The sequence below is a fragment of the Flavobacterium urocaniciphilum genome (assembly GCF_900110615.1).
Lineage (GTDB): Bacteria > Bacteroidota > Bacteroidia > Flavobacteriales > Flavobacteriaceae > Flavobacterium > Flavobacterium urocaniciphilum.
Genome location: NZ_FOEI01000004.1, coordinates 196,217 through 210,199, shown reverse-complemented (window position 1 = coordinate 210,199; position 13,983 = coordinate 196,217). Strand labels below are relative to the sequence as shown.

Annotated in this window: 13 protein-coding genes; 2 read left to right on the top strand and 11 right to left on the bottom strand. The window is 30.1% G+C overall.

The features are described from left to right. Positions 1-12 precede the first annotated feature (12 nt). From BMY86_RS09085 to surE, 7 genes are all read right to left on the bottom strand, one after another. On the bottom strand, positions 13-1,812 hold the full coding sequence (locus BMY86_RS09085; protein ID WP_091467955.1) for a hypothetical protein: 1,800 nt from the start codon (positions 1,810-1,812) through the stop codon (positions 13-15). A gap of 9 nt (positions 1,813-1,821) precedes the next feature. Next, the gene (locus BMY86_RS09080; protein ID WP_091467952.1) at positions 1,822-2,715 is read right to left on the bottom strand and encodes a DMT family transporter; all 894 of its coding nucleotides are present in this window, start codon (positions 2,713-2,715) and stop codon (positions 1,822-1,824) included. A 68-nt stretch (positions 2,716-2,783) separates the two neighbouring features. Next, on the bottom strand, positions 2,784-3,608 hold the full coding sequence (gene tsf / locus BMY86_RS09075; protein ID WP_091468144.1) for a translation elongation factor Ts: 825 nt from the start codon (positions 3,606-3,608) through the stop codon (positions 2,784-2,786). A 121-nt stretch (positions 3,609-3,729) separates the two neighbouring features. After that, a complete protein-coding gene (gene rpsB, locus BMY86_RS09070) occupies positions 3,730-4,491 on the bottom strand; it encodes a 30S ribosomal protein S2 (RefSeq protein WP_091467948.1) in 762 nt (253 codons plus the stop codon). Positions 4,492-4,626: 135 nt separating this feature from the next. Beyond that, a complete protein-coding gene (gene rpsI, locus BMY86_RS09065) occupies positions 4,627-5,013 on the bottom strand; it encodes a 30S ribosomal protein S9 (protein WP_091467945.1) in 387 nt (128 codons plus the stop codon). Next, the gene (gene rplM / locus BMY86_RS09060; RefSeq protein WP_091467942.1) at positions 5,013-5,468 is read right to left on the bottom strand and encodes a 50S ribosomal protein L13; all 456 of its coding nucleotides are present in this window, start codon (positions 5,466-5,468) and stop codon (positions 5,013-5,015) included. The genes rpsI and rplM overlap by 1 nt, the downstream gene beginning before the upstream one ends. Before the next feature lie 205 nt (positions 5,469-5,673). Further along, positions 5,674-6,429 (bottom strand): 5'/3'-nucleotidase SurE, encoded by a 756-nt coding sequence (gene surE, locus BMY86_RS09055; protein ID WP_091467938.1) that lies wholly within the window; start codon positions 6,427-6,429, stop codon positions 5,674-5,676. A gap of 135 nt (positions 6,430-6,564) precedes the next feature. Here surE and BMY86_RS09050 point away from each other — a divergent pair, with 135 nt between their 5' ends. Beyond that, positions 6,565-8,739, top strand: a complete 2,175-nt coding sequence (locus BMY86_RS09050) for a carboxy terminal-processing peptidase (protein WP_091467935.1) — start codon at positions 6,565-6,567, stop codon at positions 8,737-8,739. 48 nt (positions 8,740-8,787) lie between these two features. Here BMY86_RS09050 and BMY86_RS12985 read toward each other — a convergent pair whose 3' ends face one another. Further along, positions 8,788-9,357: a hypothetical protein gene (locus BMY86_RS12985; protein ID WP_143065633.1), complete on the bottom strand. Its 570-nt coding sequence runs from the start codon at positions 9,355-9,357 to the stop codon at positions 8,788-8,790. 61 nt (positions 9,358-9,418) lie between these two features. Here BMY86_RS12985 and BMY86_RS09040 point away from each other — a divergent pair, with 61 nt between their 5' ends. Further along, a complete protein-coding gene (locus BMY86_RS09040; RefSeq protein WP_091467932.1) occupies positions 9,419-10,231 on the top strand; it encodes a DNA/RNA non-specific endonuclease in 813 nt (270 codons plus the stop codon). Between the two features lies 1 nt (position 10,232). Here BMY86_RS09040 and rodA read toward each other — a convergent pair whose 3' ends face one another. Genes rodA through mreD form a run of 3 tightly spaced genes read right to left on the bottom strand, consistent with a single transcriptional unit; the run spans position 10,233 to position 13,982 of the window. Continuing rightward, positions 10,233-11,489 (bottom strand): rod shape-determining protein RodA, encoded by a 1,257-nt coding sequence (gene rodA / locus BMY86_RS09035; protein WP_091467929.1) that lies wholly within the window; start codon positions 11,487-11,489, stop codon positions 10,233-10,235. 19 nt (positions 11,490-11,508) lie between these two features. Beyond that, complete coding sequence (gene mrdA / locus BMY86_RS09030) at positions 11,509-13,479, bottom strand: penicillin-binding protein 2 (RefSeq protein WP_091467926.1); 1,971 nt, start codon at positions 13,477-13,479, stop codon at positions 11,509-11,511. Next, a complete protein-coding gene (mreD, locus tag BMY86_RS09025; RefSeq protein ID WP_091467922.1) occupies positions 13,476-13,982 on the bottom strand; it encodes a rod shape-determining protein MreD in 507 nt (168 codons plus the stop codon). Before mreD ends, mrdA begins: the two co-directional genes overlap by 4 nt. Between the last annotated feature and the right edge of the window lies 1 nt (position 13,983).

Here is a 13,983-nt window from a genome sequence, read left to right as displayed (position 1 = left end):
TCCTTTTTTTATTTAATCAGTATAAGTTTGAAGGTATTTTTTTTGAGCAGATAGTCTTTCATTTATATATTCTTCCGATTTAAAATAATATAAATGTTTTTTATTGTCAATATTATTTAAAATTTCATTTTTTAATTGCGTTGCTTTTGCGTTTTCGTTTAATGCATCATACATTTCTATAAATTCTAAATTAAATATTGTATAGGGAGAAATGCTGTTGTTGTATTTATTTAAACATTGATCTAAAGTAGCAAGAGCTTCTTTTTTTGACTTGTTTTCTACATAATATTTACTTAATCTTAAGTATATATTTCTAATATAATCTATAATTTGTTTTTCTTCTACGGGTAAATTATTGATGTTGTTAAAATTAATTTTTGATAAAAAATTGGTAATAATTTTAGGGTTTTTTATGTAGCCAACATCTTCTATTTTGCTATTAAGTTCTGTAGTTAATTTATAAATAAATCCTTCAAATTGTAAATATTTATTTAAACTTAAATAATCAGATTCGCTATTGTAATCCGTAAAATAAATCGGTCTTTCTTTGTTGTTTTGACCTATGATATCCAAAATTAATAATTGATTTCTATACAGTATTCCATTTTCTATAGTCCAATTTATTACTTTATTATGAAGTTGAAATTTGAAATTATTTGGAAGAATATTCATTTCATTTTCTGAATTTTCTTCAATTGATTTTTCAAATACATTTTTATTAAATGCTGAAATATCAATTATTGAATTGATGTCAGAATCCAGAATAACATATTTTGAGTTTTTACTTTTTATGAATTCATCATCAAATGAATAGTTGATGGAATTTTTGTTTAGACCGGTGTTTTTTATCATGATACAATATCTTGAATCATTTAACAAGGTTGTATTGATGATTTGAATGTCTTTTCTGTAATTGTTTTTAAATTGATAATATAGTAATGGAAAGGTGTCGTTATCACCTGCTGTAAATAAAATTGCGTTTGGTTCACATGAATCTAACACTAACTTTGAATATTGATTAATATTTTCTGAATATAAATTTTTTTGTACTAAGTAATTGGAAGCTATTTCTTCATTTTGATAAATTAGTAAATCCAAATAAAAAGATACAATTTCATTGTAGTATTTGATATTTATAGTACCAGGAATGGTATTGTACTTAGGTGATTTTTCTCTTAAAATTTTATAATAATTTATCGCTTTTTCAGAATACATTTTAAATTTTTCTAATTGCGATGTATTCATTGAGTTTTTAATTATAGGTAGATTAAAATTTAATTTTTTTAAATCAAAATCGAAATTTGAATTTATTAAATTATTAGCTAATTGAGAATAGGAATATCCTAACGTGTATATTTCATTATCATTTAATTCGGTTTTGTTTTCTAATAATTGGATGTTGTCAATAAAGCAACCATCATAACCATAATAAGGGAAAATATCATAGTGTAATTCTGGGTAGGCTTTTAATAGTTGTTTCTTTATTTCTTTTTCGAGTTCCTCTTTTTCGTTGTAAACATTAAATTGAGACATCTCAATTGCTGCTGGTTTTTTTGGAAAATTTATGTCTTCGTATGTGTTTTTGATTTTATTCCAAAAAAGCTGATGAATCGTGTCATTGGTATTTGAGATTTTTATCATCCATCCAATTTCTTTTTTCTCAAAAATTATTTCGTTTTCTTCATAAGTTTTAGAAATGTCATGCTTTAAAAGTAGCGTATTAATTACTTCTCTGAACTTAGGGTGGTTTTGTGCCGTTGAAATATTTAATGACAGCACAAAAACTAAAAATATTAGTTTTTTATAATTCATATTTCTAATTTATTTTCTGTTTGTAAAGTAAACGCCAAACAAAATAATCGCTGTTCCTAAAACTTGTAAACCTGTTACATTTTCATTAAAAATGACACTCCAAATTGTTGCTACAACAGGAATCAAATAGGTTACATTAGAAGCAAAAATTGGTGACGACATTTGTATCAGTCTGTAAAAGTAAATATTGGCTAATCCAGTGCCTATAATTCCTAAAATTGCAATATATACTAATGGGTGAATGGAGTTAAAAATGCCAATTGATTCTGTTGAGTTTTGTATAATTTGAAACTCAAATCCATTTAATGCTAAAATTAATAAAGCTGGAAGTAGTAAAAAAGCAAAATTCCCAACTGTTATAGCTAATGGAGATACATCGTGTAAATGTTTTTTAACTAAATTGATATTTGAAGCATAACACCAAGTAGCTATAATAACTAATAAGGCAAACCAGTAATTTTTTGTTGGATTTCCGGAAGCGCCGGCATACACTAACGTTAAACATCCTACAATTCCAATTAATAATCCGATAATTTGTTTTTTACTAAATGTTAATCCGAAAAATACACTTCCAATAATTAATGTATTTAATGGAGTAAACGAATTTAAAGTAGAACTAATTGAACTGCTGATTTCTGTTTGTGCTACAGCAAAAAGAAAAATAGGGAAGAAATTGCCTAATAATCCTGCTAAAATGATGTATTTTATTTTCTTTTTTTTGATTTTAAATAATTCTTTTCCAAGTATCGGAAGTAAAAATAAAGAAGTGAAAATAATTCTATAGGCTCCTAATTGATAAGCATTCATGCCGCCATCTAAACCTTTTTTCATTAATATGAAAGAACTGCCCCAAACCAGAGCAAGTATCAATAAAATGAACCATTTTGAATTTTGTTTTCCCATAAATAGTTGTAAAAAAATAAGGCTGTCAAATTTGACAGCCTTAAAGGTATAGATATTTTTAAGATATATTATCCTAAAGCTACTCTTTTGAATCCAGTAACAGTTAAATCACCATTAACAGATTTGATGTAAGCAGCAACACTCATAGAGCTATCTTTAATATAATCTTGGTTAACTAAAGTGTTATCTTTAAAGAAACGACCTAATTTACCTTTTGCAATATTATCTAACATAGCTTCTGGTTTACCTTCAGCACGTAATTGATCTTTTGCAATTTCGATTTCTTTTTCGATAACTGATGCATCAACACCTGACTCATCTAAAGCGATTGGAGCCATAGCAGCAGCTTGCATTGCAACGTTTCTAGCAGCTTCAGCACCACCATCAGTGTTAGCAGATAAAGCAACTAAAGTAGCGATACCATTTCCAGCGTGAATATAAGAATTAACGAATGCACCTTCTAATCTTTCGAAAGCACCGATTTCGATTTTTTCTCCGATTACTCCAGTTTGCTCGATTAATTTTTCTTCAACAGTAATACCATTGAAATCTGCAGCTAATAAAGATTCTTTAGTAGCGTGGTTTAAAGCTAAATTAGCGAAATCGTTAGCTAATTTTACGAAACCTTCATTTTTACCTACGAAGTCAGTTTCGCAGTTTAATGAAATAACAACACCTGCAGTGTTATCAGCATTTACAGCAGCGATAACAGCTCCTTCAGTTGATTCTCTATCAGAACGGTTAGCAGCAACTTTTTGTCCTTTTTTTCTTAAAATTTCAATTGCTTTATCGAAATCTCCTTCAGCTTCAACAAGTGCTTTTTTGCAGTCCATCATTCCGGCACCAGTTGTAGTTCTAAGTCTATTTACTTCAGCAGCAGTAATATTTGACATATTATTTGTATTTAAGTTATTATGTGTTTGTTTTAAAAAAATAAAATTCCAATCGTCAAAAACCAAATTCCAAAGCCTTAGCAAATGGAATTTGGAAATTAACTTTTGGAATTTGTTTTATTTATTCTTCAGAAGAAGTGTTAGCTTCAGCTTCAACAACTGGTGCGTCTGCTGGTAACTCGTCTTTTTCTGCTTTTCTATCAGATAATCCTTCAACAATTGAAGTAGATACTAAAGATAAAACTTTATCGATTGATTTAGAAGCATCATCATTAGCTGGAATAACAAAATCTACTTGACGTGGGTCAGAGTTTGTATCAACCATTGCGAATACTGGAATGTTTAACTTTTTTGCTTCTTTTACAGCGATATGTTCAGCTTTGATATCAACAACAAATAATGCTGCTGGAATTCTAGTCATATCAGCAATTGATCCTAAGTTCTTTTCTAACTTAGCTCTTAAACGATCAATTTGTAATTTTTCTTTTTTAGAAAGCGTATTAAAAGTACCGTCTTTTTTCATTCTATCGATAGAAGCCATTTTTTTGATAGCTTTTCTGATAGTAACGAAGTTTGTTAACATACCACCTGGCCATCTTTCAGTGATGTAAGGCATGTTACAAGCTGCAGCTTTTTCTGCAACGATATCTTTTGCTTGTTTTTTGGTAGCAACGAATAAAATTTTTCTACCAGATGCAGCAATTTTTTTCAAAGCCTCATTAGCTTCTTCAATTTTAGCTGCAGTTTTATATAGATTGATAATGTGGATACCATTACGCTCCATATAAATGTAAGGAGCCATGTTTGGATCCCATTTACGAGTCATGTGTCCGAAATGAACACCTGCTTCTAATAATTCTTTAACTTCTACTTTGTTTGCCATTTTGTAATAGTTTACGTTCTGTTGAATTAGCAATGTTTCGTTGGATTTTGCAATCACTTGAAATCATTTAGATGCTAAACTAACCTCAATTTCTTGAGAGACAACAATAACAATTTTAATAAATAAATGTAAATATTAACGTTTAGAGAATTGGAATCTCTTACGAGCTTTCTTCTGACCAAATTTCTTACGTTCAACCATTCTTGGGTCTCTTGTAAGTAAACCTTCTGGTTTTAAAATTGATCTGTTTTCAGCTTCAACTTCGCACATAGCTCTAGCAATAGCCATTCTTACAGCTTCTGCTTGACCTGTTGCTCCACCACCATAAACATTAATTTTAACATCGAAATTATTTTCGTTGTTCGTTAATGTTAAAGCTTGTTTTACTTTGTACTGTAAAGTTGCAGTTGGAAAGTATGTAGCAAACTCTTTTTTGTTAACTGTAATGTTACCAGATCCTTCTGAAACATAAACACGTGCAACGGCACATTTTCTTCTACCGATTTTGTGAATTACTCCCATTACTTAAGATCGTTTAAATTAACAGTTTTAGGTGTTTGAGCGGCATGCTTGTGCTCAGAACCTACATTAACATTTAAATTACGGAATAATTGAGCTCCTAATTTGTTTTTAGGCAACATTCCTTTAACTGCTTTTTCTACTAATAATGCAGGATTTTTTTGTTGCATTACTTTTGCAGTTAAACTTCTTTGTCCTCCTGGGTAACCTGTGTGTCTGATGTACGTTTTGTCATCTAACTTGTTTCCAGTAAGGTTGATTTTTTCTGCATTGATAACAATTACGTTATCTCCACAGTCAACATGCGGCGTATAACTTGGTTTGTATTTACCTCTTAATAGCATAGCTACTTTTGAAGCAAAACGACCTAAGTTATGACCTTCAGCGTCTACAACAATCCACTGCTTGTCTGCAGTTCCTTTGTTTGCTGAAATTGTCTTGTAGCTTAATGTGTTCACAATACTAATTTTTAATTAAACATTCCATTCCTTTCCCGAACTTCGGGATTAGGGGTGCAAAAGTACAAATTATTATTAAAATTACAAATTATCAACTAAATTTCTTTTTCATTGATTTTGAACTGTTTAATTATTTTAAATAATTCGATACCTATAGTAAGGATGTTTTTGATAGTTTTTAGGTGTAAGATATTGAAATTGAATTTTATAAATCCCAACTATTTAATTGCTGAATGGCATGATAAGCGGTTAAATCGAAATGAACTGGAACTATAGAAATATAATTATTGGCTAAAGCCCATTCGTCAGTATCTTCACCATGATCATGATTTACAAATTTTCCTGTTAACCAATAATATTCTTTTCCGGTAGGACTAATTCTTTTATCAAATTCTTCTTCCCAAGCGGCTTTGGCTTGTCGGCAAATCTTAATTCCTTTGATGGTTTCCGATTTTGGAAAATTCACATTTAATATAACACCATCTGGTAATCCTTTTTCTAAAACTTCTAAAACGATTTTCTTAATATACGGTTTGATGTTTTCAAAATTCGCATCCCAACTATAATCGCATAAAGAAAATCCTATAGACGGTACCCCTTCAATGCCGCCTTCAACAGCAGCACTCATCGTTCCAGAATAAATTACATTAATAGAGGAATTGGAACCATGATTCACTCCAGACACACATAAGTCGGGCTTTTCTTTCATGACTTCATGAATTCCCATTTTAACACAATCAACAGGTGTTCCAGAACAACTATAAGCATTATTAGTGCCTAAAAATCCTGGAATGTGTTTCAATTCTAAGGTGCTATTAATGGTAATGGCATGACCCATTCCGCTTTGTGCGCTATCAGGTGCGATAATATATATATATCCTAATTCATGCATTACTTCTGTTAGCGCCTTTATACCAGGAGCTGCAATACCATCATCATTAGTTATTAGAATTTTTTTCATTTAAAAAGAAGTGTTAAAATATTTGCTAAATTATCATAAATAATGGTTTATTTGAAGAGAAAAATATTAAATTTGTTTCTGCCTTTATGTTAGAGGTGATGATTAAAATGTTTGGCACGATTTTAGAATTTAAAAATGAAAAATATCATTGAGTTTATGAAAAGAAATTATAAAATTTTATTGTTAGTTGGAATATTGTCTGCAGGTTTGTGGAGTTTTATTCCGACACAGAAAGCGTCTGGTGATGATAAAGATAAAATGTTAATTGAATTGTTGTCTTTTGTGTTAGAAAAAGGACATTTTTCGCCAATTGAATTAAATGATACTTTTTCGAAGAAAGCATATGCTTCTTACATTCAATCATTAGATCCAACCAAAAGATATTTTCTTCAATCTGATATTGATGAGTTTAGTAAATACGAAAATTCAATCGATGATATGATTAGAAGTAAAGATTTAACATTTTTTGATTTAACCTATAAAAGATTAATGCAAAGAATGAATGAAGCAAAAGTTATTTATACCAATATCCTTGCTAAACCATTGAATTTATCAGATGAAGAATCAATTAATGTTGATTATGAGAAATTACCGTATGCTGCTTCTAAAAATGATTTAGAACAAAGATGGAGAAAGCAATTAGAATTTGCAGTATTAAGTGATATTACAGATAAAGAAGAAATTCAAGATGCTGAAAAAGATGAAACTAAAAAAGTAATTAAATCTTTTGAAGAGTTAGAACAAAAAGCTAGAAAAACTACAGAAAGTAATTTGAATAATAATTTCGGTTTTATTGCTGAACTAACAAGAGAAGATTGGTTCTCTATTTATTTAAATTCAATTGTTACACAATATGATCCACATACGTATTATTTCTCTCCAGAAGATAAAGAGAAATTTGATGTAAGCATGAGTGGAAAATTTGAAGGAATTGGTGCGCGTTTACAGAAAAAAAATGAAGGAATTGAAGTTTCTGAATTAATTAGTGGCGGTCCAGCTTGGCGCGGAAAATTATTAGAACAAGGAGATATCATTATTAAAGTAGGTCAAGGTAACGAAGAGCCAATAGATATTTCTGGAATGCGTTTAGATGATGTTATCAAGAAAATTAAAGGTCCAAAAGGAACTTTAGTAAAACTAACCGTTAAAAAAGTAGATGGAAGTGTAAAAGTTGTTCCTATTATGAGAGATGAAGTGGAAACGGAAGAAACTTTTGCTAAATCAACTGTAGTTAATAAAGATGGAAAATTGTTTGGAGTTATTTATTTACCAAAATTCTATCAAACCTTTGAAAATAGAGCGAATAGAGATGCATATAAAGATGTTGCTCTTGAAATTGAACGTTTAAAAGCGATGAATGTTGAAGGAATTGTTATGGATTTACGTGACAATGGCGGAGGTTCGTTGGAAACAGTTGTGAAAATGACAGGATTGTTTATCGATAAAGGTCCAGTTGTACAGGTAAAACCAGCTGGAGGCAAAGCTCAGGTTTTACCTGATACAGATGCTAAAGTGCAATGGGAAGGTCCGTTAGTAGTTATGATTAACAATTATTCGGCATCTGCTTCAGAAATTTTTGCTGCAGCCATTCAAGATTATAAACGCGGAATAATTATTGGAAGTAAGCAATCTTATGGAAAAGGAACAGTTCAGAATGTTTTTGAATTAAATGAATTTGTTCGTGGGAATCAGTATGGCGATTTAGGAGCGCTTAAAACGACGACTCAAAAATTCTATAGAATTAATGGTGGATCTACACAATTAGAAGGTGTGAAAAGTGATATTGTTATGCCAGATCGTTTCAGCTTTATGGAAACTGGAGAAAAAGATGAGAAAAGTGCTTTACCTTGGGATAAAATTGCGCCAGCAGATTATCAGCCATTAAGCGTGAATTATGATAAAGTAATTGCAAACAGTAAAAGCAGAATTGCCAATAATGAAAATTTTAATTTAATTACTGAAAATGCTAAATGGATTAATGATAGAAAAGAAGATAATTCTATTAGTTTAAATTATGCAACGTATAAAAAAGAATTAGCTGAGATTGCCGAACAAACGAAGAAGTTTAAAAATCTTGAAAAATATAAAAATAACTTAACGTTCACTTCTTTACCTTATGAACTTGAAATTATGGCTAAAGATGAGTTGTTGAAAGAAAAGCGTGAAAGATGGCATGAAGAATTATCGAAAGATGTTTACATGACAGAAACGTTAAATGTTTTAAGTGATTTAACGAATAAGGATATTAAAACTACACTAGTTAAAACTAAAAAAGCTAAAAAAGGAAAAGAGAAATTAGCTTCGAAATAATTTAAGAGAATCAATAAAAAAAGCCATTCAATTTGAATGGCTTTTTTGTTATCTCATTTTGTCTAATTTAATTTGAGCTTTTTCTAGTTTTTTATCTAATTCGGTAGATTCTTTTAATAGTTTGTCAATTTTTTCTTGACGTTTAATTTCATCATTTGGAGAAAGTTTTCCTTTTCTTTTATCTTTTTCAAACTTTTCTCTTTCTTTTTCAATTTTTTCTTTATTCTTAACGATATCTTTTCTTAAATCAGCAACTTTGTCTTTAGCATCTGCTAATTTTTCTCTTTCTTTTTCTGCTTTTTTTCTTGCCTTTTCAGCTTCTTTTCTTGCTTTTTCAGCAGCAGCCCTTTCTTTTTCTACTGCTTTTTGTTCGTCTTTAATTTTATCTTCTGCTTTTTTGCGTTCTTTTTCTGCTTTTTCAGCTTCTTTTGCCGCTTCTTTCTCTGCTTTTTCTTTAGCTTTTAAAGCTTCTTTATCCGCTTTTTCTTTTTCTAATTTTGCCAATTCTATTTTTTGGATAGAATCAGTAGTTTTTTGATTTTGAGTTGGAATTATTTCTTGTGCATAAGTAGCTGTTCCAAATATTCCCAATGTGATTATTAAAATTATTTTCTTCATAATTTTTATGTTTTAGTTCGACATATTTTTCGTTACTTTTACAAATATAATAAACATAGTTATGCGAATTTTCTTTTTAAATGTTTTTCTTGTTTATGCAATGATTTCTTGTCAAATGCGAAACGAAAATCCAGTTTCTAATCATGATACTATTGTTGTAAATGATACTAGCGTTGAAAATGATACTTTAAAAAATAATGAAGATTTTTCGTATTTACCCACTTCAACTACAAATGCTATTTATAAGCATAAAGGATATGCTTTTTCTTATGTAGAAGAGTATGAACAAAGTGAATGGGTTGCTTATGAATTAGAAGATGGTAAATGGAAATATTCCGAATTAGAACGACCACTTTTTGAACAAGATCCAATCGTAAAAACTAAATCTGCAAAATGGCAGAATTATAAAAAATCAGGTTATACAAAAGGGCATTTATGTCCGGCAGGCGATAGAAAACAAAATCAGGAATTGTATAATGAAACATTTTATACGAGTAATGCTTCACCTCAATTATACGACTTTAATGCTGGAGTTTGGAATCGTTTGGAAAACAAAGTGCGTTATTGGGCTAGTAAATACGATGGAATTTATGTTGTAACGGGTGGTGTTTTAACGGATGATTTAGAAACTATTGGTAGAGAAGAGGTTTCGGTACCAAAATACTTTTATAAAGTGTTGTTAACAAAGGATAAAACTAGAATGATTGCTTTTTTAGTACCACATGAAGATTCAGATAAACCTTTGTACGAATTTGTAATTTCTGTAGATGAATTAGAGCAAAAAACCGGTATTAATTTCTTTCCTAAGTTAAATGATGCTACAGAAAATAAATTAGAAGCTAATAAAGATTATAAAGGTTGGAGTTTTAATTAAATTACCACTCATTAACCTTATTCGCATCTAACTTAATAAAGATAAAAAGCATAATGGTAAAGGCCCATAAACTCGAACCGCCATACGAGAAAAAAGGTAGTGGCACACCAATTGTTGGGAACAAACGAATAAGCATCGCAATGTTTACAAAAAAATGGGTAAATAGATAAGTGGCCACACAATATCCATATACTCTACTGAAACGGGTTTTTTGTCGTTCTGCTAAGTATAATATACGAATGAATAAGCAAACGAATAAACTCATGACTAATAAATTACCCACAAATCCCCATTCTTCACCAACAGTAGTAAAAATATAATCAGTGTGCTGTTCAGGAACGAATCCACCTTTTGTTTGAGTGCCTTCTAGATAACCTTTACCTAATAAACCACCTGACCCAATTGCAATCATCGATTGGTTAAGGTTGTATCCTTCTTTTTTCATATCAACATCATCGCCTAAAAGTACGTTGATACGATCTTTTTGATGGGGTTCTAATACTTTATCGTAAACATAACTTACAGAAAATGCAAAACTCGATATGGATATAAAAATGATTAAATATACTAAAGGGTTTCTGGAAATTTTGGTATTTAAAATGTAATGAATCACCATAAAAACGGCGACAAAAGATATTAGAAAAACCGGTTTTACAATTAAAGCTAATAAGAATGTGGCAATAGAAATGGCACCCGTCCATAAATACCAACCTGGTAATCCTTCTCTGTATAATACAAAAATTAGAGATAGAAATATCATTGCACTTCCTGCATCAGGTTGCATTAAAATTAAAAGAACAGGTAAGCCAATAATGGCAAAAGCTATGTATTGAAAATTTCTTTTTGCTAAATTAACTTGAGCGTCACTCAGGTATTTAGCCATTAATAGTGCAACGGCAGTTTTAACGAACTCAGATGGTTGAAATCCGAATCCGCCAAATTGATACCAGTTGGTTTGTCCTTTTTTAGTTACTCCAAATGCAAATAATCCTAATAATAGTAATATACCAACAATATAAAAGACTAATGAAAACCGTTCAAATATTTTAGAATCAACAAATAATATGGTAAAAATTATTGGAATAGTGATAATCATGAACATTAATTGTCTACCATAATTTTGACTAAAATCGAAAGTATATTCTTGGTCAGCAGGTACAGTTACAGAATAAATAGTCATCCATCCAAAAATAACAAGGATGATGTATAACAAAATTGTTATCCAGTCGATTGAACTACTTACACTTTGGTTTTTCATTTTTTATTTTTTTGAAATATTATGCTGCTTTCTTTTTTAAAGAATCTTTAGCTAATTTGGCTTTCTTTTTATCTTCTTCTATTTCTTTTTTAGATTTTATCTTCATTCGAATAGAATCTTCTTTTGTCAATTTCGGTTTGTGTAAAGAATCTTTACTAGTGTATAATTTTCGATATTCAAAATTTAAATTACCTTCTAACATTCTTTTTTCTAAATCTTTACGAGTAATTTTTTTATTCAAATATTTTTCAATCATTAAAGTAGCAATTGGTCCTGCCCAACGATTACCCCAATATCCATTTTCTACAATTACAGCAATGGCAATTTTAGGATTTTTTCTTGGAGCAAAAGCTACGAATTCAGAGTGATCTTGAAGCTTGACTCTTTTTCCGTTAATTTTAGCAAAGTTTTCTGCCGTACCCGTTTTACCACAAATTTCTAAACCTTCTACGCGTAATCCTGCAGCTGTTCCCATGTTATATACATCAAATAAACCATTAATTACAGGCTCGAAATGTCTGCGTTCAATAGTTGTAACGTGTTTGGTTGTATATTTAGAATCGATTTTTCTTCCTTTTATTTTTTTGATGATATGAGGTGTGTAATAATAACCTTTATTTGCTATAATTGCCATCATATTGGCTAATTGAATTGGTGTCATAGAAACCTCTCCTTGACCAATAGAATTAGAAATAATTGTGGTAGAACGCCAACCTCCATTAGGATAAAAATGCTCATAAAATTTTGATGTCGGAATGTGTCCTTTTCTACCGGGTGGTAAATCGTAACCCATAAAATTTCCTAATCCAAAACTTTTTAAGTGATTCGCCCAAGCATTTACACCATCTTTTGGTTTCTTGTATTTTTCAATAGTTCTTTTATAAGTATTAGCGAAGTATGAGTTACAAGATTCGTAGATTCCAAAATGTAATTTAATAACTCCGCCTGGACAGTGGCATTTCATAAATGAACCTCTACCATACGAAAATCCGTGTCTGCAAATAAATGAAGTTTCTGTATCAATTACACCTTCTTGTAAACCTACTAAACCTGTTAAAATTTTGAAAGGTGAACCTGGCGGAAATTCTCCTAATAAACCTCTATCGAATAATGGTTTTGCAATGGAATCGTTATATAAACGAGTGTAATTTTTAGAACGTTGTCTTCCAACTAATAAAGCAGGGTCATAAGATGGAGCGGTAACTAAAGCTAAAATTTCACCAGTTGATGGTTCAATAGCAACTATTCCTCCGCGTTTGTTAACCATCAATTCTTCACCATATTTTTGTAAATCTCCATCAATAGAAAGTGTTACATCGCTACCTTGTTGTGCAATAGTGTCAAATTTCCCTTCTTTGTAAGAGCCGATTTCGCGATTGTGTTTGTCTTTTAAAATGTATTTAACGCCTTTTACACCACGTAAAATTTCTTCATACGCTTCTTCAACACCTTGTCTTCCTATTAAGTCGCCACTTTTGTAATACGGATTTTTGGCTATGATAGCATCGTTAACCTGAGTAATGAATCCAAATACATTAGCACCATGTTTGGTTTGGTATTCTCTTAACGAACGTTTTTGAATATAAAAACCATTGTATTTTCTAATTTTTTCTTGAAAAGCTGCAAATTCTTCTTTATTTAATTGCGCCAAAAATAATGATGGAAGTCTCGGACTATACACCTTTGCTTTTTCAATTTTTTTAAGGAATTCATCTTTAGTGATTTGTAAAATTCTGCAAAACTCTAAAGTATCGATATTTTTAACTTCGCTTGGAACCACCATAATGTCATATGAAGGTTGGTTGGCTACTAAAAGCTTTCCATTTCTATCATAAATATAACCACGTTCTGGGAAATCGTATTTGATTTTAATTGCGTTGTTTTCCGACTTTATTTTTAAAGTATCATCGATGATTTGTAAATAAAAAAGACGGACAAGTAAAATAATTGAAGAAACAATTATAATTGTTGGTAATAATGTCTTTCTCATCGTTTATTAGGTTTAATTAAATAAATGCTAATGATACAAATGATAAACGTAAATATTGTACTTAAAATTGTTCGAGTAATGATTTCAAAAAACAAACTAATTCTATAAAATTCTAAGCTAAATAATACTAAATGATGAAATAATATTGCCGACATGATAAACGTAAATCGATCGACAGATAATTTTTCAGCAATACGAATAGTTTGGTATTCGTAACTTAATCCAAAAGCAAATTTTAAAAAACCGGGTCTAAAATAGGCAAGAAGTAAACACGCTGTTGCATGCACTCCGCCACTATCGCAAAACATATCCATTATTAAACCCAAACAAAAACTGGCAAAAATAAATCCAGATCGATTAGAGTTAATTGGATATAAAATAATGAATAAAATATATAAATACGGATTTATCCAACCACCAAATTTGACTTGTTCTAAAACAACAATTTGTATAGTTAATAAAACAATAAAGCGTATTAAATTTAATATAAAATTACTGTTCATT